This is a genomic window from Nostoc sp. WHI (assembly GCF_015714725.1).
Classification (GTDB): Bacteria; Cyanobacteriota; Cyanobacteriia; order Cyanobacteriales; family Nostocaceae; genus Nostoc.
Genome location: NZ_WBKM01000374.1, coordinates 1 through 21373, shown reverse-complemented (window position 1 = coordinate 21373; position 21373 = coordinate 1). Strand labels below are relative to the sequence as shown.

The 21373-nt window shown below is 41.9% G+C and carries 15 protein-coding genes; 7 read left to right on the top strand and 8 right to left on the bottom strand.

Going from position 1 to position 21373, the window contains the following annotated elements; all coding sequences use genetic code 11:
* Window positions 1-81: 81 nt before the first annotated feature.
* Entirely contained in the window at window positions 82-1266 is a 1185-nt protein-coding gene (locus F8S12_RS38550; RefSeq protein WP_196515243.1) for an MFS transporter, read from the bottom strand.
* 93 nt (window positions 1267-1359) lie between these two features.
* Here F8S12_RS38550 and F8S12_RS38545 point away from each other — a divergent pair, with 93 nt between their 5' ends.
* The 5 genes from F8S12_RS38545 (at window position 1360) to F8S12_RS38520 (ending at window position 8555) form a co-directional block, all read left to right on the top strand.
* Entirely contained in the window at window positions 1360-2283 is a 924-nt protein-coding gene (locus tag F8S12_RS38545) for an ion channel (protein ID WP_196515241.1), read from the top strand.
* A gap of 532 nt (window positions 2284-2815) precedes the next feature.
* Window positions 2816-4504 (top strand): alpha/beta hydrolase, encoded by a 1689-nt coding sequence (locus F8S12_RS38535; RefSeq protein WP_196515240.1) that lies wholly within the window; start codon window positions 2816-2818, stop codon window positions 4502-4504.
* Window positions 4505-5426: 922 nt separating this feature from the next.
* Window positions 5427-6302 carry an SDR family NAD(P)-dependent oxidoreductase gene (locus F8S12_RS38530; protein ID WP_196515239.1) on the top strand — a complete coding sequence of 292 codons (876 nt, stop codon included), beginning with the start codon at window positions 5427-5429 and terminating at the stop codon, window positions 6300-6302.
* 252 nt (window positions 6303-6554) lie between these two features.
* Window positions 6555-8069, top strand: a complete 1515-nt coding sequence (locus F8S12_RS38525) for a glycosyl hydrolase family 57 (RefSeq protein ID WP_196515237.1) — start codon at window positions 6555-6557, stop codon at window positions 8067-8069.
* Window positions 8070-8111: 42 nt separating this feature from the next.
* Window positions 8112-8555, top strand: coding sequence for a GNAT family N-acetyltransferase (locus F8S12_RS38520; protein WP_196515235.1), 444 nt, complete (start codon window positions 8112-8114; stop codon window positions 8553-8555).
* A gap of 65 nt (window positions 8556-8620) precedes the next feature.
* On the opposite strand, the gene F8S12_RS38515 is transcribed toward F8S12_RS38520, so the two are convergent.
* The gene (locus F8S12_RS38515) at window positions 8621-9979 is read right to left on the bottom strand and encodes a sensor histidine kinase (protein WP_196515233.1); all 1359 of its coding nucleotides are present in this window, start codon (window positions 9977-9979) and stop codon (window positions 8621-8623) included.
* A 135-nt stretch (window positions 9980-10114) separates the two neighbouring features.
* Window positions 10115-11326: a sensor domain-containing diguanylate cyclase gene (locus F8S12_RS42190; RefSeq protein WP_196515231.1), complete on the bottom strand. Its 1212-nt coding sequence runs from the start codon at window positions 11324-11326 to the stop codon at window positions 10115-10117.
* A 416-nt stretch (window positions 11327-11742) separates the two neighbouring features.
* Here F8S12_RS42190 and F8S12_RS38505 point away from each other — a divergent pair, with 416 nt between their 5' ends.
* The gene (locus F8S12_RS38505) at window positions 11743-12117 is read left to right on the top strand and encodes a hypothetical protein (protein WP_196515229.1); all 375 of its coding nucleotides are present in this window, start codon (window positions 11743-11745) and stop codon (window positions 12115-12117) included.
* A 196-nt stretch (window positions 12118-12313) separates the two neighbouring features.
* Here F8S12_RS38505 and F8S12_RS38500 read toward each other — a convergent pair whose 3' ends face one another.
* The 5 genes from F8S12_RS38500 to F8S12_RS38480 all read right to left on the bottom strand — a co-directional run bounded on the left by F8S12_RS38500 (window position 12314) and on the right by F8S12_RS38480 (window position 17076).
* Entirely contained in the window at window positions 12314-12544 is a 231-nt protein-coding gene (locus F8S12_RS38500) for a DUF6737 family protein (RefSeq protein ID WP_196515227.1), read from the bottom strand.
* A 239-nt stretch (window positions 12545-12783) separates the two neighbouring features.
* A complete protein-coding gene (locus F8S12_RS38495; protein WP_196515225.1) occupies window positions 12784-13731 on the bottom strand; it encodes a zinc-binding dehydrogenase in 948 nt (315 codons plus the stop codon).
* 10 nt (window positions 13732-13741) lie between these two features.
* The gene (locus F8S12_RS38490; protein ID WP_196515223.1) at window positions 13742-14035 is read right to left on the bottom strand and encodes a hypothetical protein; all 294 of its coding nucleotides are present in this window, start codon (window positions 14033-14035) and stop codon (window positions 13742-13744) included.
* 96 nt (window positions 14036-14131) lie between these two features.
* Window positions 14132-14872 (bottom strand): methyltransferase domain-containing protein, encoded by a 741-nt coding sequence (locus F8S12_RS38485; RefSeq protein ID WP_196515221.1) that lies wholly within the window; start codon window positions 14870-14872, stop codon window positions 14132-14134.
* 356 nt (window positions 14873-15228) lie between these two features.
* Window positions 15229-17076 (bottom strand): ShlB/FhaC/HecB family hemolysin secretion/activation protein, encoded by a 1848-nt coding sequence (locus F8S12_RS38480; RefSeq protein ID WP_196515219.1) that lies wholly within the window; start codon window positions 17074-17076, stop codon window positions 15229-15231.
* A 207-nt stretch (window positions 17077-17283) separates the two neighbouring features.
* Here F8S12_RS38480 and F8S12_RS38475 point away from each other — a divergent pair.
* A partial coding sequence (locus F8S12_RS38475) for a two-partner secretion domain-containing protein (protein WP_230967800.1) occupies window positions 17284-21373 on the top strand: 4090 nt, incomplete at its 3' end.

Below are 21373 nucleotides of genomic sequence, written 5' to 3'. Positions count from 1 at the left end.
AAAACTTGATTCTCCCGAACCCTCTTTTTTAACTAATTTCTAATTTTCGGTTTAATTTGTGGGGTTTTCCTTCTGCACTTCTCATGAATTAGGTTGGGGCGTGTAGCTTTTGCGAGTAAGTATTGCCAAAAATAATACTATAAAGGTAAATGTTCCGGCTAAATATAATGGATAGCCATAGGTTTTGGGGTTTGATTGATGAATTAGCATTCCTGCAATCACAGGGCCAATACCATTGGAGATGCTTAAATAAGATGCGTTCAATCCCATCGCAGTTCCCTGATCCTGTGCTTTAGCATTCATAGAAATTAGCGTAGTGATCATGGGTTGAACTAGAGAATTAAAGATTGAAAAGAGTATACTGACTCCTACAAAATAAACGGTGCTAGGAAAAACTGGCATTAAGACAAATGAGAGACTTCGGATAAATAAAGCTAAAAATAATATATTAACTACATTAAATTTTTTCATCAGAACTGAAACTCCCCAAGTCTGCATCATTACACCTAGCACTCCAAATAATATAAACATTAGCGTTAAAGATCGGTTATTTTGACCCAATACATTAATAAAATAGGGTTGAAAAGCATAAGTAAAGATAGTGAAAGTTGTGCCAAGAAAAAAGTTTATAACTAGAAGTACCCCAATTTTAGGCATAGTCAGACCTCTAATTAAATTCCCCAAACCTAAATCAAAGATATTTCGCGCTTTACCAGCCTTGTTTTGCAGAGTTTCTGGTAAGAAGAAGATTGTAATTAACAGGGCGACAAATGCGACTGCACCGGAAACTAGAAATGCGAATCCTAAAGAAATCTGCTGTGCCAGCAAGCTGGTAACTGGGCCTAGTACAAAGCCTAACCCCAATGCTGCTCCATAAATCCCAAACCCCTGAGCACGCTTTTCGGGAATGGTGATATCTGAAATAATCGCCTGAGCTACAGAAGCATTCCCGCCGGTGATTCCATCCAAGAATCGAGCCAGAAAAAGCATCACTGCTGTTGTCGCTGTTCCAGCTATCAAATTAGCGATCGCAGTTCCAGCTAAACTGATGATCAGTAAAGGCTTGCGGCCAAAGCGATCAGACAGTTTACCAATGACGGGAGTAGCAAAAAACTGAGCTATAGAGTAAATCGAAAATAACAAGCTGGTCTGAAAATCGCTAAGACCAAATTGTTTGCCATAAAGATAGATAATGGGAATTAAAACTGTAAAACTGAGGGAGTTAACAAAAGCAATTAAAGCGGTAATCCAAAAATTTCGATTCATCAGTAATATATAGAGCTATCAGATTGTTACCTGAAAACAGGATTTTTCAACCCTAGTCATACTAACTACTTGTCGTTCTTTTGGCTATCCCCGATGAGATTTAGACTGAAGAGACTTTTAAAGAAGCAACGACAGCGCTTGATCCCACTTATTCACATTCAAGTTCGAGATGGAAAACTTGAAACTAAGGGTATGGGTGCATGGTATTCCTACTGGCGCGATCCTTACCATCTGCTGCTGACGATTCCCTGGCCTGGCTTTCTGATATTGATTTGTGTTTTTTATGTAACTATTAATGCTCTATTTGCCCTAGCTTACTGGGTAGGAGGAGATTGTATTGCCAACGCCCGACCTGGCTCTTTTTTAGATGTTTTTTTCTTTAGCGTCCAAACCTTAGCATCCATCGGCTATGGTGCGATGTATCCTAAAACAACTTATGCCAACATCATTGTCACGATTGAAGCGATGATTGGCTTGGTAGGAATTGCTGTAATGACAGGACTAGCATTTGCCCGTTTCTCCCGACCAACTGCCCGTGTGATGTTTAGCCGTGTAGCAGTGATTACACCTCATGATGCAAAGCCTACTCTGATGCTTCGCGCTGCTAATCAGCGCCGCAACATGATTTTAGAGGCGCAGATGCGAGTATACTTAATGCGTGACGAAGTGACAGTAGAAGGGCAGTTCATGCGGCGGATCTACGATCTCAAACTGCTAAGAAACCAAACACCTAACTTTTCGCTAACTTGGTCAGTTGTACATATTATTGATGAATTTAGTCCTTTATATGGGATGACACCAGAATCGTTAACCCAGACGAATACTATATTGATTATTTCTCTAAGTGGCATTGATGAAACGGTCGCACAGGTCGTCCATGCCCGTCATAGCTATGGTGCTAATGAAATTTTGTGGAATAATCGATTTGTCGATATTATTCATCACGCACCAGATGGACATCGTTATATTGACTACAACTACTTCCATGATGTCTTACCTCACGATGAAAGGGGTTGAATGCCTGAAAGTTACTCGGAAGTTTTATTATATTGGTGGTTGTAAGGGTTTAACGACAACCCGACCATTTTCAACTACAGTACAATTTTTAACCGGACTCTTGTCGTGGTTAACTGGCACATCCTGGCACTGGTTTTGGTGGGACATATTTTGCTCCTGTTGTTGATTAAGGACAACAACACAAGAGGGGCAAGAAGGGAAGGACATATGAGGCACTTTGATCTCTATATAAATATATTATCGCGCTCCTGATGCTGTTTGGCTGTCCCTATGTGTTTTGATAATTTAAGACAATAAGCTTGCTGGGGATAGGCAGACTCTAGAAATACTTAAGAAGGCCCCTACATCCCGAAATTTCATCCGTGCCGATTATTGCGTATATGCAAAACTATGGCTGTAAGTACTTGCTTTCTTACGCTTATAGCCTGTTTGATATATCTAAACCAATTAAATAGGAAAGCGGTTATAGATCCCGCCCCGCTTTCCTCGTCGTCCAAACTTATTTAGCAGGGTTAAACAGTGGGTTTTTCTGATGATAAAATTTTTGAGATACCTGGGTTTAGGTTTGCTATCTACTTTTTTAACTGCTACTCCCGGATTGGGAGCTGAGCGCATTAGCTTTTTTTATCCTCCCTTCGGCGAATTTTATTTGCCAGTGGACTCGCTGGAAACTTTTGCTAAAGAAGGCAAAATTGACGAAGACTTTTCTTTTTATGCCAGCCGTGCTACTCCCCAACAACTCGCTCAACTGCGGGATCTGCTCCAGCAGCGTTTCAATCTCACACCTACTTTGGTATCTCAGATTACTTACTCACCTATAGGCGAGCGGGTAGTGCAACAGCTGGGAAAATTACTTCTCACTGAGTCTCGAAATAACGGCTTTTATGCCATACGTGCCTCTTTGATTTTGGCTGCTGCTGATCAAGAGGGCTTAACGGTTGTGAATTTGCTGCGTAAATTTCCTAGCAATACTATTCGGGTGGATTTCACAGAGGGGTTAAGGATAGTCGAAGAGTTGTCGCAATTGCTTGAAAAAAAGGATGAAGTTGTTGCTTTTATTCAAAAGGAAGCGATCGCTCAAGCAGCCAATTCAACAATTGACTTCTCACAACAGCCAGATTTGCGATCGCCTGGAAAATTCCGTTGGCAGAAAACCAGCCTAGAGTTAAATGACATTCGTCGCGATCGCCGTTTACCGATAGATATCTATCTGCCTACAACTCAAAACTCAGAACTCAAAACTCCGCCTTTTCCCCTGATTGTAATTTCTCATGGACTGGCCTCAGATCGCTCTACTTTCGTCTACCTGGCTGAACATCTAGCATCCTATGGTTTTGCCGTTGCTGTTCTGGAACACCCTGGTAGTAATGCCGAACGCATCCAGCTATACTTTGCAGGTTTGGCAGGGCCGCCAGATGCAGCGGAATTTATCAACCGACCTTTGGACATCAAATATTTACTCAACGAACTCGAACGTTTAGAAAAATCTGATCCCACCCTCCAAGGAAAACTTAATTTTCAGCAAGTTGGGGCGATCGGTCAGTCCTTTGGCGGTTACACTGTTTTGACTCTAGCAGGAGCAAAAATTAACTTTGAGCAACTGCGCCAAGACTGTAATCCCAATAATTCCTTTTTTAATTTGTCGCTCTTTTTGCAGTGTCAAGCAACTGAGTTACCCCTAAGGAATTACCAACTCCAAGACGATCGCATCAAGGCGATCATTGCGATTAATCCCGTTGACAGCTCAATTTTGGGTCAGGGGGGAGTTAGTCAAATAAAAGTTCCCGTAATGTTGGTGGCGGGTAGTCAAGATATTTTCGCCCCACCCGTATTTGAGCAAATTCGCCCCTTTACCTGGCTTTCTGGCTCCAATAAGTACCTAGCCTTAATCGAAAACGCCACCCACTTTTCGGCGATCGCGGAATCTACTCCTGAGAATAGTGTGTTACCTGTGCCATCTGCTTTGCTAGGCCCCGATCGCGCTGCTGTTTATTCCTATCTCAAAGCTCTGAGTGTAGCTTTTTTGGAAACCCATCTCCTCAACCGTCCTGAATATCGCTCTTATTTACAGCCATCCTATGGGACATTCATCAGTAAAGAGCCACTTAATCTTAGTATCTTACAGTCGTTGTCGGCAGTTCAGTTAAATCAAGTTTGGAATGGGTCAAATCCTCAGTCAACAAAACCACCAAATCCTCAACCTACCGCTACCCCTCCTTAGTAATATCAAGTAAGTGTAACAATTACGAATTGCGTAAATGCACGGAGTGTAGTTCAGGTAGAATATTAAACTATAAATTATATTGACTTACGGCTCAGATACCTGACTTCCTAAAGAAGTTGGGTATTTTGTTGTTCACGAATGATTTAAGTTCGTTATAGATTAGGCAAGTCTCAAGCATTCCTTTGATTAACTCAAAGCTAAACCCAAACAGATTACAATTTGTACTAAACTTTTGGCAGATAAATATGCCATTGTAATTTATATTCAAGACAATAATTTAGCTTTCTTATCTTATTTAAAAAATAAAAATCAGAAACATTTATTTTCAACGCAACAGTAAATATACTGATATTAATCTCCAAGTGAATCAGAAAAGCCAACTATTACAACCATAAGTTCAAACTCTATATGTCTTTTTTATATCTAAGTTATCACTTAGATATAATAATTTCATCAAATTGGAGCTAATTGTCAAGAAAGTCAAATATTTGTACTGAGGTATTCATGAAAACTTATTTAATAAAATCTTTTGTATATATATGCTTGTCGTTAAGAAGTATTAAGAAATCCTTATTAAAGAATATTGCAATACCTTGATTTAATTGCTAACGTGTGTATAACAACGATGCTGATGAAGCTCGGATATAGGAGAAATAAAATCTATGAGCTATACGCATTCGGTTCGATGTATTGGGCTTTGACAGGTTAAAAACGAGAAATTTCTGCCTCGTATAGACAATTATGAGGGATTGCAGATTAACCAAGAAATATCTCGTTGCTAAAGCCTCAGTTTCAGTTTGATTTCAATTGCGATTGATTATTTGTCTTACCTTGTGTCGGCAAGGAAGTAACTGAAGATTTGTGTTTGTCGGCAATAACGAAGAGTTTGGTAAGACTTAAATTTTGGAGGATAAAACCAATGGAGATTCAAGGTAAAGTAGCCCTAATTACAGGGGCTTCCCGTGGTATTGGACGAGCGATCGCCCTCGAACTAGCACAACTAGGCATAAAGCGACTGATATTGGTAGCACGCGATCGCAAAAAGTTAGTCGAGGTAGCCAATGAAATCGAGGCGATGGGCACAAAAACTGCGATCGTGCCATTAGATTTGACGCAGACAATTGAAGTGAACATCGCTGTTGCCCAACTGTGGCGCAATTACGGACAGATTCACCTGTTGGTTAATTGTGCGGGAGTCGCATACCAAAGCTCGTTTCTGCAATCTAAAATGCCCCAAGTTCAAGAAGAACTCTCTGTAAACTTGTTAGGGATGTACAACCTCACCAGTTTGATCGCTCGACGCATGGCCAGCCAAAGACAAGGGACAATTGTAAATGTATCAAGTCTGATGGGGAAAGTGGCTGCACCGACGATGGCGACTTACTCAGCTACCAAGTTTGCAATTTTGGGATTTACCCAAGCTTTGCGCCGGGAACTAGCTGAATACAATATCCGAGTGATTGCATTATTGCCTTCCCTCACCGACACAGACATGGTGCGCGACTTCAAATTATTTCGCTGGGTGATCCCGATGACTCCCCAGCAAGTGGCTAAAGCACTCGTCACCGGAATGCAAAATGACTCACCAGAAATTTTAGTCGGATGGCAAAGTCATTTAGCTGTGTTGTGTCAACGCCTCGCCCCTTGGTTGCTAGAGTTAATGTTACGAATAGCAGCTCCCCCAGCGCGAAGAAGACAACAGCCTGAAGAAAAACTCAGTTTTTTGGCTAAGATTCAGCGTGCTGGCGATTTGTTATTTTTCAGAAAAAATCAATGTGAGGCCAAGTCGCTTTAATTATTATCTCAGCGTTAACATCTTAGCAATCCTAAATCATTCGTGAACAAATAGATTCCCGACTTCTCTAAGAAGTCGGGAATCTGAGGTTTGCGATTTGGGAACTGCTAACTTACATAGATTTTAGGTGACTACAAAGCGATGCCTGCGGCGGGCTACGCCTACGCAGTTTGCATCAATAAATAAAGTTGCAGATCCAAAATTGCTGTGCGATCGCATAATGAGACATACCTTGTTTCGGAGCAACCAGAAATGCTTTCACTGTCTACTACTCTCCCCACTTTGCCCGAAATCATTGATGGCTTGCCGAATATTTCTGGTTGGGAAACAGAGGTTATCTCTGTAGTTAACCATGATAAAGCAGTATTTTTACCAACAACGAATATCCGCTTAGAAAACGTAAATGCTGTGTTTGCGATCGCCTTACACATGCACCAGCCAACTATACCTGCTGGACATGATGGTACACTGATCAGCAATCTGCAATATATGTTTGAACATCCAAATGTTGGGGATAACCACAATGCAAATCCTTTTGCATATTGTTACAGCCGCATGGGAGACTTGATCCCCGAACTCGTAAATCAAGGTTGCAATCCGCGTGTGATGTTGGATTACTCAGGTAATCTTTTGTGGGGACTGCGGCAAATGGGACGCAATGATATTATCGATAACCTAAAACGCATCACTTGCGATCGCACCTATCAACCTTATGTCGAGTGGCTGGGTACAATGTGGAGCCATGCAGTTATTCCTTCCACCCCCATACCAGATATTAAATTGCATATTGTCGCATGGCAACATCACTTTGCCGCAATTTTTGGTTGGGAAGCATTAGCGCGAGTCAAAGGATTTTCGCCCCCAGAAATGCACCTACCAAATCACCCTGATGCTTTGTTTGAATTTGTGAAAGCGCTGAAAGAATGTGGATATCGCTGGCTACTCGTTCAAGAACATTCTGTAGAAACAATTAGCGGTAAATCTCTCAGCTACAAACATTTACCACATCGTTTGATTGCTCGCAATTCCCAAGGTGAAACAATTAGCATTACAGCCTTAATTAAAACCCAAGGTTCGGATACTAAATTAGTTGCCCAAATGCAGCCTTACTATGAAGCTAAAACATTATCCAAACAACAAATTGGGAGTGTTTTTGTACCACCAATAGTTAGCCAAATTGGAGATGGTGAAAATGGCGGCGTGATGATGAATGAATTTCCTAGCGCTTTCAAACAAGCTTGGTGGGATATGGTCAATAATGGGGGAGGAAAATCAGGTGTTGTTGGGATATGTGGTACAGAATATTTAGAATTAATCGAAGCTGCTGGATGCAAACCTGAAGACTATCCAACTTGCCAGCCAGTGGGACAACATCAGATTTGGGCGCGAGTTTCAGCAGACAATTGCCAACCTGAAGCTGTAGAGAATGCCATTCAAGAATTAAAGCAAATTAATTCTAATTTTCACATGGATGGAGCTTCGTGGACAAATCATATCAGTTGGGTAAAAGGATATGAAAACGTGATTTCTCCAATGTATCAACTAAGCAGTTTATTTCATAAAAAAGTTGATAATTTACTTTCCACCGACTCATCTGAGTACCGTAATCTTTTATTGCATAACCTTTTGTTGCAAACCAGTTGTTTTCGCTATTGGGGACAAGGCGCTTGGACTGATTACGCGCGGGAAATTTACCAACGTGGCGAAAGCTTGCTGCAAAATACAAACTCTATGACTGCTAACCCAACAATAGTTACTCCAGAATAAATTGCCAAATTTCGGACTGAATTGGTAAGTTATCCAGAAGCGATGGAAGTTTTTTTAGCTAATATTAATCATCTTGAAAGTGTTTCAGTACTGTTTGATCGGTATCGTACTTTTTACAATCAGGCATCAAACCTTGAAGCTGCCAAAGAGTTTCTCAAAGAACGTTTCAAGAATAATGACTCGGTAGTGTTTGCAGCTAATGACAATGGAGAATTAGTTGGATTTACTCAGCTTTATCCCAGCTTTTCTTCAGTGTCGATGAAACGAGTATGGATATTGAACGATTTGTATGTGGAAGAGTCGTATCGCCGGAGGGGAATTGCAAAGTTATTGATGAGTGTTGCGGAAGAATACGCAAAAGAGAGTGGAGCCGTCCGAGTAATTTTAGCTACTCAAATTTCTAACATAACCGCGCAAAGACTCTATGAAGCGCGAGATTACATTAAGAATCAAGAGTTTTACCATTACGCTTTGCGGTTGCAGTAGTGGCATAACACTCAATGTTGGATGTCGCCAAACTACAATTAGACAAGCTGGGAGGTAGAGTTTAATCAAACCAAAGGTAACAAGATTTCAAATTCAGTGCCTAAACCTAGTTGGGAACGTAAATTTAATTTACCACCATGCCTGGCTGTGATAATTCGATAACTTACAGCCAAACTAGTTTCTTTACCAGTCTTTGTTTGCAGAGAAAAAGACTCCATAATTTGCTGTTGCAACTCCTCAGACATTCCAGGGCTATTGTCGGCAATGCGAATTAAAACCCAGCGAGAATCTGGTGCATCTGGGTTGTTTGCTTCTTGTGAAATTACTTCTGTAGTAATCTCAATTCGGGGTTTTTGAACAGTATTTGTATCTTCTAGATACAACTGCTGTCGCACTGCTTCATTGAGTAAAGTATCCACAGATTCGCTTAAAATATTCATCAAAACCTGATTTAATTGCCCCATAAAGCAATATACTGGGGGTAATTGTCCATAGTATTTGACGATTTCAATCTCTCCTTGAAGACGGCTATTAATTAATAGAATAATGCTATCTATACAAGCATGTAAATCTACTGGTTTAGGATAAATTGCATCGATATGACAGAAGTTTTGTAAACTAGTGACGAGTTTTTTTAATCTTTCGGCTCCGGTGCGGATACTAGCAAGCGATCGCGACAAATCTTGCTCTAAAAAATCAAATTCAATCTCTTCTTTAATCTGATTAATTGCCTGAGAAGCTGCTGGTAACTCTTTTTCATAAGCCGCTATCAGCTTGAGTAAATCTTGGCTGTAGTTTGAAACATAAATTATATTACCCCAAATAAAACCCACTGGGTCTAAAATTTCGTGCGCTACCCCGTCTACCAAACGCCCTAGATTTGCCATTTTATCATTTTGAATCATTTGGGCTTGGCTGCGTTCATAGCGCACCAGATTATCGATTCCCCGAATTTGCCAAGAAATAATATTCAACTCTTGAACATCTAACAATCTATAAGCACCAGATGCCGTTTGTACTACGATTGGTTCTGCTAATAATTCTGGCGATCGCTTTAAGCTAAGTTGCATCGCAATTAAAATCGATGTTGTATCAGCAAGCAGCAACATCGGTATGCGTGCATAGCTGTAAAGAACCTCCAATGGTTGCTGAAAAAATAACTCTTGTCCATAGGGGCGAATCAAAAATTCTAGCAGTCGCCGCCGTGAAATCATCCCAATAAATTTTTCCTGTTCTACCAAAATTACTCCTGGTAGCAGGGGATATTTTTCCAAAAAATTAGCTACTTCTCTACCAGTGCAGTTAATTTCCACCGGGAAGTTGTACATTGGTAGTTCTTGGAGGGTTGAATCTAAACCGAGATCGCGATCGCTACCCTCAGACAAAAATGGCGGTGAGATTTGGCAACTGAATTCTTCTGACACTAGACACCCTGATTTTTACAAAGACAGGTAACTGATAGACTAACATTTTACAAGTTTTCCGGTAAGCGTAAAGCAAGGGTGTCTTTAGACCTGAGAGTGTCAAATTCTTGTTAGTTCTCTAAATTCGGTTTTGGTTTAGCCGATAGATTGCCGCTTGAGACGCTTATGAGCATACATTAACTCGTCAGACCTGGCAATTAGTTGTTCTAGTGACATATTGCTTTCTGGTGAGTAACGCTCTATCCCCATACTCATCGAAAGTTGACAGATACGCTTGGGTTGTTGATTGAAGTTGTTGATATTTACTTGCAGACGCGCTTCTATGCTGTCAGCATCTTTGAAGTAGCTGGAGATAAAAACAATGAACTCATCTCCACCCAGGCGAGCAACAATATCCGAGCTACGAAAACTTTGCTTGAGTAATTGAGCCGCATCAACAATCAAAGCATCTCCCATGTCGTGACCAAGGGTGTCGTTAATCTGTTTTAGACCATCTAAATCAATGAATATAACCCAGCAGAAAGCTTTCATGCGGTGAGCAATTTTCAACTGTTGTTCAGCCAGTAAGAAGAAACCACGCCGATTATGCAAACCTGTTAGTTCATCAGTCAGCGATAACTGCCTTCCTTCCATCTCTGATTGTTTTCGGTGGCGAACTTCCTGAATGAGTTCCATCTGAGCGATCGCCTGACGACTTAGGCGGCGCAGTGCATTTAATTGCTGGTAACTTAGGTGACGAGGAATGGTATCGATGACACACAACGTTCCTATTGGAAAACCATTGGGTGTAACTAGTGGAACGCCAGCATAAAAACGAATTTTGGGGTTACTTTCTACTAGGGGATTTTTATTAAAGCGATTGTCTTTGATGGCGTTGGTAACTACCAATATATCTTCTGTTTGAAGAATGGCATGAGCGCAAAAAGCCCAATCTCTGGGTGTTTCGCTAGCTTTTAGTCCAACCTTAGATTTAAACCATTGGCGATCGGCATCGATTAGGCTAATTAAAGCAATTGGAGTCTTACAAATGTGAGCAGCAAGAGCAGTCAGGTCATCAAATGCTTGTTCAGATAGGGTATCCAGAATATTGTAGTCCGCTAATGCTTTGAGCCTTTCTGCTTCATTTTCAGGTAGAGGAGCAGCTTGGTTTTTTACAGATGAGTGTCTGAACCTTGGCAAAAAAAGTCTGGTAGGTTGGAAATTTTGCAACAACCGCAGGATTGTGTGTCCGTCATCAAAGCTGCGCGATATCAACATCTCTGCAATGAAAATCAACATTCGATTGAATATATAGAAATATTGTGTTGCATTATGTTTTTCATGCCTTTGGTTTGCTCTGTTGTTCATTTCACCCTAACTTTCACCGTGCAAATTCCCTGAATACGTCGATATTTACAATCTCTTTTGCCCAAAGCCCGGTTAAAATTATCACTATTAACCAAAAATTATCAAAACTTATTAAATTGTAAGAGTTCTTCGTCAAAACTTGATATTTTTGATGCCACTAATGTAAACGCATACAAAGTCTGGGGGTCAGCTTCCGACTGTAGTCGGGAATGAGAACGCCCTTACTGAATAAGCCGGGAAACTCTTTTTCTTCAGTTCTGCTGCTTTTTACCAAAATAGTTGGTAAAAAGCAGCAGTTAATACAGTTTTAGTAATCAATTTCAGCTTTGATCCTTGATAGGCGAGTAATATAAGCCGTGGAAAACTTACCAACCAATTCTAACCGATAGGTAAATTTTACCCAAACGACAAATCTTATGAATCAGCCGTACTTATCTCCAGATGATTTACCTTCGCATCTGACAATTCAATTGAGTGAAATACTATTTAGACAACTCGAAGAAGCAACAAAGCAAAGGTTTTTTTTAGCGTGCGACAAAATAACACGAATTTTGTTATCGAGTTGTCATTGGTATTTCAGAATTAATAGTGGAGTTCTGATGTTAATCATGATTTGTCCTGATATAGAAAGTTATCAGAACATTATGAAAACTGTTCCCCAATTCGCTGACATATTGAAAAGATTTACTAACAGAGGTAGGATTACTGTTAGCCCTCCAGCTAATAAAGGTATACCGTGGGTATTCAGCATAGATGAAATCTTGCCTGAAGGAGACGCACCCACTACCTGATACCATTTTGGATTTTGGATTTTAGATTGGAAACCGCTTGGTGTATCTGGGTTTTCTCTGTCCATCTGTCGCAATCATTTTTCAAATTCGTATGATAGATAGACTGGAAATTCTTATATCAGCCGCATCAATCATTAAATCTGAAAGATTACCCATCAATATAACAGTAAAAGCAGGAGAAATTCATAATTACGAATTACTCTTTATCTGATTCCAAAATACCACTGCGAGTAATTAGTTGCGGCCAAAGTAATACAAAAAATCCCATCCATGTCGCTACAGGGATGAAGACGAGAACTGTTAACCAGATAGTTTTAAATAGTAACCAGCTACCACCAATCAGCGTCACACCTGTGAGAATTATAGACCAGGGCTGACACCACCAAGGTTTGTAGTTCCAAGGATTTACGGGTTGTTGTTCAGACATTAGTTTTATTTGACAAATGTGTAAATGTTCCTGGAACAAGTTTAAGTCTTCCAGAGTTATTAAGGAAGTGGCTCATACCCGGACTAAAATTTGTCCTGCTCCTGGTTTTGGTTCGGGTAAATCCACCAATTTGAGGCCGTCAATTCCCGTAGCTGTTTGAATCTGATACCCTTTCATTACTTACTCCTATTGCTGTGCAAATAGTGAGGCATAACCTGTATAAGGCTTAAGGGAACAATTTAATTTGAGAGGTGTAAGACACTTTTGCCAGCAAAGCGTCTATCCAATAATTGCCTTGCTACATCTGCTATTTCCGTCCAAGAAGCTTCTAAATCGATGTGGGGAACTAAAGAACCATTGGCAACTAACTTGACTAACCGCGCTAATCCAACAGAAGCAGGTTGTTTTTTTAGTTCGTGAAACAGAATAAATCCATACAGATTCAATCCGCCTTTACCATAGAATTGGGAAGCATTGAAGGTAATATCTGCTCCAGCAGTTGCCCCGAATATGATACAGATTCCATCAGATGCTAACTGCTCCAAGACTGAAGGCAAAACCTTCCCACCTACGGAGTCAAGCACGAGATCGTAAGGCGCATATCGGTCAAATTGCTCGCCAACAATAACCTGATGCGCTTTCGCAGTTTTGACAAATTCGACTAATTCAGGGCGACGTACTTGAGCAGTAACGATCGCCCCAGCTTGAGCCGCTAATTGACAGGCAAAATACCCGACTCCTCCTGACGCACCTGTAATCAGCACTGCCCGATCCAACAATATTCCACCCCGCTCTAGAGACAGTAACGCTGTTAATCCAGCAACAGGTAAAGTTGCCGCAGATTTGAAGTCAACGGCATCGGGGAGAGATGCGATCGCATGAGTTGGCACTGCTACCTGTTCCGCCCAAGCACCCTGTCGCAAAAATCCGACAACACGGGTTCCTACTGGAAACCCAGAACCATCTCTAGCAGCAGTCTGAATAGTTCCAGCGAAATCCCAACCTGGCCGCCATCCTGCTTCTGCGCTCTGAGAGCGTCGCACTTCACCACGATTGAGCGAGACTGAAGCAACTTGGACGATCGCCTCATTTGGCAAGGACGAAGGGCGCTCAAATTTTCGGATCACCAACCGTTCGGGGACTGAAGGATCAACTACGATTGCTCGTATTGTATTAGAGTTACTCATTAGATATCTCCTATTGCTGTGTAAATAGTGAGGCATAACCTGTATAAGGTTTGAGCGGCAGGATTTCACAGGCAAGAATGCCTTCTTTTACCATTGGTAGCTTTTGTACTTGCTGGGTGACGGATTCAACACTTTCGCCTTCCCAGAGCATTACTGCACCACTCTTGTCGGCAATGTAATACATCTGACGAATTTGCTCTGAAGCGTAAAACTCCCAAGCTTGAGCAGCTTCTGGATTAACAAAGGGCAAAATCTGTTCTATGGGAATTCCTGATTTGACACGGGCAATAACTAAAACTTGCATGATTGTCTCCTTTTAAAAATCCGATATTAAACAACCCAAATCCTGTTTTTAGTTACTTATACTAATGTAAAAATCTCGTCGTTACTAGTACTACATTCAAGTCCCTTGAGGAGAGGCTATAAATGTCAAACTTGCCATATATGTTCCAACAAATATACTAGGATAATCAGCATTGCTATCAGCAACAAACCAATCAGGAATTACCTTCTGTTGTCCAACTCTCTTCTCTAAGTCCACCTGTAAGGATATATTTTCATGAACAATTTTTGCTTTGGCAATTTCTAGCATTTTTTCTACTGACTTTTGCAGCCACTCAGCTCGAACAAATAGACTATGATCTGGATGGTTGCCATAGCAAAAAGGTACAATGATCACGATATATCCTTTTTCGCTAAGTATTTTATCCACGCAAAATTGAATAATTTCTTGATCGTCTTTTTGTTCTTGAGTTTCCTTGTTAACGCTGTGAAATAACAAACCAGCTAGCACGACGGCATCAAATTTTTTATTTTCTCTAGCAAGTTCTGACAAGAAAAATGATAAATCTTGGGCAACAAACTTTCTATTTGGATAGAGTTTTAAACATTGTTCAATGGCCAATTCACTGTGATCGACTCCAAGGTAGTCACATCGAGCAGGTAGATATTTGTTTAAAGCCGCGTTACCGCATCCTAAATCCAATAAAGAAAATGACTTTTCCTTAAAAACATTATCCAGAAAACTAGATGTTGGTGTATATCGGGTGACATTTTCAGGCGATTCAAAGTAAGAATAATAGTCATTTTCAAAACGTTCTTCTTCGGATGTTTTGCGTTCAGGAACCAGATTATTCATCATAAAAACCTCACTTTATTAAGCTTATTTGATTACAACTAGAACTTACGCAAAACTACACGCTGTAGGGGCAATTCATGAATTGCCCCTACCTGAAAATCAAGGTTTCGGCTATTGTTTGCGTAAGTCCTGACAAGGTTGTTCTTGCATGATTATCAAAATCATGCAAGAACTATCAACTGAATGGGTATAAAATAATGCCTATATTTATCTTAATAACCTTTCAGAAAAAGCGATCGCTAGCAACTGGCTTTCTATTACCAGAATATTTGCTATCGTTAATTTTAAAAATATCTTTCAAGGTAGATTATAAATTCATCCTTATACGGGATGCCAGCAACCATGAAATAGTTGGGGTACTAAGGTTGATAACGGAGGCTGAAATAAAAGCCATCATCCTGAGCGTTATTACCGCGATCGCTTAGATCGATAAATGGAATTCCATAATCGAGCCGCAAATTCAGCTTATCAATTCCCAAAGCCTGATTCCATAATAATCCTAAGCCTGCGCCCACCAGAAAAGTTTGATTTGGTAAGTTATTAGGATTATCAGACTTATTCCAAACTGCTCCCATGTCTACAAATGGCGCGAGTTGAATCGTGGATAATCCAGCTTCATCGCGTTGAACTGTGATCCGATCTTCAATGGCCACCCGAAATCCATTATCCCCAGAGCGGATATTTTGGCGATATCCCCGTACAGATTGTCCGCCGCCAATGACGAATTGCTGTGAAGGTAAGAGACTATCTGGTGTTAGTTGTAAGTCTGCTTGGATGAGCAACAAGTTATCGTTATTGAGTTGCTGTACGCGCTGTACTTGACCTAGCCAACTGAAAAAGCGACCATCAGGTGTGGGGTCATTGTTGATAGTTGCATCCAAGATGTCAATGCCAAAACTAAATTGCGATCGCAAAAACCAGGCTCCACGAGGATCGCGCTTAAGATAATCTTGACCAAATTTAATTACACTGGTGCGACTAACGCCATTGGCATCAGGCCCAATGCCAAAGGGCGTTGCAAGGTTATCAAAGAGAAAAGTTTGACCATCTTGGTAGGTAAATCCCAAGGATAGGGCAAATTCTTCTCTTGGCGATCGCATCAACGGTTGCCGATAATTGATTTCATAAAGATCCTGATTTGCCCGAATGCCAGATACATCAAAGGGTGGCTCAGTAATTTCGTTGTTATAAAATGCCGCTCTAATCTGTACCTTGCCGTTCATGGCATTAACGGGAACCTGATAGCTAAAATCAAAGGCATCGGAACCACCAGAAAACGAATGGTAATAGGAACCTGCTAACTCATCTCCCATACCAGTTAAATTGCGATCGCGCAGTTCAACACCCAATCTTTCCGCACCAATACTGGGAGGCGAATAATTATCTACACCCAAGCTACCAGTTAAAGAATTTGCCTCTTCAACTCTCACAATTAGAATACTTTGACCAACCTTACCCGTTGGACGCAGACGTGCTTCTACATTTTTAAATAGGGGATCGAGTCGCAGTAACCTCAGTTGATCTTCGAGTTTAGCAGTATTGAGAGGGACACTAGCACCTAGCTGGATGCGACTACGAATATAAGATGGGTTTAATTTTCGTGTTCCTTGGATTTCAATCTCTGCTAAACGCCCTTCGATAACACGAATTACCACAACACCATCTGTGCTACCAGGTTGTTGAGCCTCTGGAATCGCTCTGGAATTTATATAACCTTTATTTAAGTAAAGTTGGGTAATAGCATCTGCGGCTTGTCTGATTTCTTCTAAAGTCAAGTCCCGTTCTTCATAGGGTTTTACAACTGGATTAAAGTCATTTTCACTAAAGACTGTGCTATCTACGACCTGAATTTTGCGAACCCGAATGCGTTGTGGTGTTTCTGGTTGTGGCGGCGACGATTGGGGGTTCGGTTCAGGTTGATTAAGGTCAGTTGGGGAGGGCTGCGGTGTCTGTACTATTTGTAACTCTGGGGAACTGCTATTTTGAGCCGAGTCAGAAGTAAAAATATTGGCTGTAGCTCTCAGTTCATTTGCTGTTACAATCCAGATCGCAGGCAGAATTAACAAACCGCACTGCAAACTGAAACTGTGCTTACTCCATTTAATAGTTACCAGACTCAGTAAGGCATCTAACTGATGAGAGAAATAGACAATTCCTTGCTGAGTCTTTGCTTTCGGCTTAACACCAGTTCCTGTTTCTTTTCTCATTTATCCTCAATGGGGTGCCTAATCTTACGATTGGGCTGATTTTAATTTTTGAGTATGCTATGGCTGTATAAATATTTCAATATCATATTTTTGACATTCCAATTTCAGAAGATTTGTAACTAAAAAATAATAAACAGTAATTATTCTCTAAGTGAAAGCCCTTAGCATTATATTGTGGTAATAGGTAGAAAACTTGGGAATACTTCGATGTTACCACTGATCTCCATTGTCATCGTCAATTACAACCGGGAGTTTTACATTGGAGAAGCGATCGCCAGTGTGTTAGCGCAGACATGGCAAGACTTTGAACTGCTGGTTTGGGATGATGGCTCTACAGATGGCTCAGTGGCGATCGCTGACGCTTATGCTCAACAAGATGGACGAGTGCGGGTGATAAAAGCACACCATCAGGGAACGGCTGCGGCTTGTAAAGCAGCAATCAACCAAACTAGCGGCACTTACATCGGGTTGGTAGACAGTGATGATATCTTAGACCCCACCGCCCTTACAAAAACTGCCACCGTACTCAACAGCCATCCCGAAACGGGATTTGTTTACACTGACTACTTAAATATTAATGAAGAGGGCAAAGTCATCAGCTACGGTCATCGCTGTGACATTCCCTACTCCCAAGAAGGTCTGTTGGTAAACTTCATGACTTTCCACTTCCGCCTAATGCGCCGTTCAATTTACGACCGAGCGGGAGGTGTTAACGAGTCTTTCTCTCGCTGTGCTTATGATTATGACCTATGCCTGCGACTTTCAGAAGTAGCTCAGGTGCGCCGGGTTCAAGAGCCACTCTACCTCTACCGAATTCATCCTCAAAGCCTCTCGATTACCAGAAGAACAGAACAAATTCTTTGGTCTAAGCGAGCGATCGCTCAAGCACTTAGGCGACGCGGATTAGCAGACAAGTTGCAAATTGATGTAGAATTGCCCGCAGGTCGCTTCATATTGCGTCGTAAAAAATCTCTACTGCCCAGCATTGCCGCTTCTGTGGTAATTATGATGCCTCTGCTGACAGCCATAAGTGCTGGATTAGCCCAAGCACAACAAATTCTTCCCGCAGTTGATGGGACAAACACAATTGTTACACCCAACGGCAATCGACTTGATATCACTGGCGGTACAACTTCTGGAGATGGTGTTAACCTGTTCCACAGTTTTCAACAGTTTGGGATTTCACCAGAACAAATCGCCAACTTTCAAGCCAATCCTGCTCTGCAAAATATCCTTGGTAGAATCACGGGCGGCAATGCTTCTATTATCAATGGTTTGATTCAGGTTACAGGTGGTAGTGCTAACCTCTTTTTGATGAATCCAGCCGGATTTATTTTTGGAGCAAACGCCAGCTTAAATGTCCCTAGTGCTTTCACGGCGACAACAGCAAACGGCATTGGCTTTGGCAGCAGTTGGTTCAATGCCATCGGTATTAATGACTACACAGCCTTAGTAGGAAACCCCAACGGATTTGCCTTTAATACCAACCAACCAGGAGCGATCGTTAACGCCGGGAATTTGGCAGTAGGTACTGGACAGAATTTGAATCTATTGGGCGGTACTGTAGTGAACCCTGGGCAACTAACAGCACCGGGGGGGCAAATTGCGATCGCATCCGTACCAGGGCAAAACTGGGTGCGTCTCAGTCAGCCAGGAAATCTTTTAAGTCTAGAAATTCAGCCCCTCGCATCTAGTAGCAACCAACCCAATAACTGGACAATTCCCATTGCATCTTTACCAGAATTGCTCACAGTCGGTAACACTGGATTAACTGCCAATCCTGATGGAACCGTACAACTGGCAGGCTCTAACGTCACGATTCCCACAGATCCAGGTACAACCATTGTTTCTGGCAACGTGGATGTATCGAGTCAAAGGGGCGGTACAGTAATTGCTTTGGGTAAACAAGTGGGGGTGATTGATGCCAATATTAACGCCTCTGGAACCAATGGCGGCGGTACGGTGCTAATTGGCGGTGATTATCAAGGTAAGGGAACTTTACCGAATGCAGATCAGACTTATGTTAATTCCAATTCCGTCATTAATGCCGATAGTAATTTGAATGGAAACGGGGGGCGTGTAATTCTTTGGGGCGACAATACAACGCAGTACTTTGGGAACATTTCGGCTCGTGGCGGAGCAAATGCTGGGAATGGTGGTTTTGTAGAAGTATCAGGCAAAAATTTCTTGACCTTCAGGGGTCATGTAGATGCTTCAGCCCCCAATGGCTACTTTGGAACTTTATTATTAGACCCTACCACATTGACCATTATCGATGCCGCAGCAGGGACAGGTGATTTTGATGGCACGGCTAGCAATATTCCCTTTGACCTTGCAGATAGTGGTGCTAATACCGTTTCTTGGGGTGCGATCGCTGCTTTGGGATTCGGTGCAAATATCAACTTACAAGCCACAGGTAATATTACCATCAATGACATCACCGGAGCTACACCCGGAGTAACTACCCTTGGTGTTGCTACATTAAACTTAGGCAATGGCGGTAGCTTCAACTTAACCTCACAAAGTGGTTCTGTAATCTTTGCTAATCTCACCAACACAATCGAGACAAACGGGGGAGCAATCAGCATTTCAGGAGCTAGCCTATCACTGGGAAATTTAGATACAAGTACTAATTTTTCTGGCAATAGCGGCAACGTAACCTTGTCTGCGAGTGGCGACATCACTGCGGGCAGCATTATCGCCAGTGGTCAGGGCTACTCCTCCGGTAATATTACAGTCCAAAGTACTGGTGGTGGAATTACTCTAAATAACCTCGACACCAGCAATGTTCAAGGATTTGGATATGGTACTACGGCTGGAACAGTAAATTTGAGTGCCGCAGGCAATATCCTCACAGGTACGATTAATTCTTTTTCAAATGATGCTAACAACTCAGGTACGGGTGGCAATGTAGTAGCAACAACCACAGGCGGCAGTATCACCACAGGGGCGATTAACTCGTCTGTATTCAAAACCGGAGGTGGCGATTTTATCGGTACGGCTGGCGGAGTTAGCTTAACTGCTACAGATAATATCACCGTTAATGGCGCGATTGATGCCTCAGCGATCGCCACCTTTGAAGGTGATGGAAATGGTACTGCAAATGTTACAAGTGGTGCGGTCAGCTTAACTGCCACAAATAATATCATAGTTAATGGTGCTATTGATACCTCAGCCACTGCCACGGGATTTGATACACAAGGTGTTACAGGTGGTAGCGTTACTTTACAAACTACCAATCCCTTTGGCAGTACAATTCGCTTTAGCAGCATCAACACACAGGCCACAATCTTTACTGATAATGCTAACGTTGTTCAAGGTGGCGATGTGCAAAGCAATGTGCAAGTGCTAACCAATGGACTAGTTCAAGGAATAGGGACAATTAATGATACTGGTGTAACGATCGCAACTGGTGGATTTTTTATTAGTCAAGGAGGTGCGATCGCTCAAGTTCTAGCGGGAGGTACTGTCACAATTCGACACGATGGTGGCCCAAACAATGTGCCATTTACCGTAGGTGATGCAAGCGTGAATGGCATAGCAGGATCAATTAATACAGGCGACAATTCAATCATCGCTTCAAATAGCTTTCCAGTTTTACCTAATGGTGGAGATGCTAGCGGCACTCCAACGGGTATCACTATTACTTCCGTCAACACCCCGCCTACATTAACGACAAACTCATCGCTACCCGATACCCAGACAAATCAACCTGTTACCTTGACGTTCTCTAGTTTGGCTCCACTGGTCACGGATGCTAATAATGACATTACCACCATCCGGCTTGATGCGGTAAATACGGGAACTCTGACTGTCAATGGCGTTCCCGTAACCACTGGTGTTACTTTATCTAGCGACGATACTTTGGTGTACACACCTCCCACAGATACTAATGGGTCATTAAATGCTTTAACTATCAGTGCAAGCGATCGCGTATCCTCTTCAGCACCAACACAAATAGGAATCAACGTCAGCCAGGCTCCTACCCCAATTCCTACCCCAATTCCTACCCCAATTCCTACCCCAATTCCTACCCCAATTCCTACCCCAATTCCTACCCCAATTCCTACCCCAATTCCTACCCCAATTCCTACCCCAATTCCTACCCCAATTCCTACCCCAATTCCTACCCCAATTCCTACCCCAATTCCTACCCCAATTCCTACCCCAATTCCTACCCCAATTCCTACCCCAATTCCTACCCCAATTCCTACCCCAATTCCTACCCCAATTCCTACCCCAATTCCTACCCCAATTCCTACCCCAATTCCTACCCCAATTCCTACCCCAATTCCTA

What these genes read in the sequence shown, in the direction of transcription:
- F8S12_RS38550 (WP_196515243.1), bottom strand. Translation starts at nt 1,266, where the DNA reads ATGAATCGAAATTTTTGGATTACCGCTTTAATTGCTTTTGTTAACTCC.
- F8S12_RS38545 (WP_196515241.1), top strand. Translation starts at nt 1,360, where the DNA reads ATGAGATTTAGACTGAAGAGACTTTTAAAGAAGCAACGACAGCGCTTG.
- F8S12_RS38535 (WP_196515240.1), top strand. Translation starts at nt 2,816, where the DNA reads ATGATAAAATTTTTGAGATACCTGGGTTTAGGTTTGCTATCTACTTTT.
- F8S12_RS38530 (WP_196515239.1), top strand. Translation starts at nt 5,427, where the DNA reads ATGGAGATTCAAGGTAAAGTAGCCCTAATTACAGGGGCTTCCCGTGGT.
- F8S12_RS38525 (WP_196515237.1), top strand. Translation starts at nt 6,555, where the DNA reads ATGCTTTCACTGTCTACTACTCTCCCCACTTTGCCCGAAATCATTGAT.
- F8S12_RS38520 (WP_196515235.1), top strand. Translation starts at nt 8,112, where the DNA reads ATGGAAGTTTTTTTAGCTAATATTAATCATCTTGAAAGTGTTTCAGTA.
- F8S12_RS42190 (WP_196515231.1), bottom strand. Translation starts at nt 11,326, where the DNA reads ATGAACAACAGAGCAAACCAAAGGCATGAAAAACATAATGCAACACAA.
- F8S12_RS38505 (WP_196515229.1), top strand. Translation starts at nt 11,743, where the DNA reads ATGAATCAGCCGTACTTATCTCCAGATGATTTACCTTCGCATCTGACA.
- F8S12_RS38500 (WP_196515227.1), bottom strand. Translation starts at nt 12,544, where the DNA reads ATGTCTGAACAACAACCCGTAAATCCTTGGAACTACAAACCTTGGTGG.
- F8S12_RS38495 (WP_196515225.1), bottom strand. Translation starts at nt 13,731, where the DNA reads ATGAGTAACTCTAATACAATACGAGCAATCGTAGTTGATCCTTCAGTC.
- F8S12_RS38490 (WP_196515223.1), bottom strand. Translation starts at nt 14,035, where the DNA reads ATGCAAGTTTTAGTTATTGCCCGTGTCAAATCAGGAATTCCCATAGAA.
- F8S12_RS38485 (WP_196515221.1), bottom strand. Translation starts at nt 14,872, where the DNA reads ATGATGAATAATCTGGTTCCTGAACGCAAAACATCCGAAGAAGAACGT.
- F8S12_RS38480 (WP_196515219.1), bottom strand. Translation starts at nt 17,076, where the DNA reads ATGAGAAAAGAAACAGGAACTGGTGTTAAGCCGAAAGCAAAGACTCAG.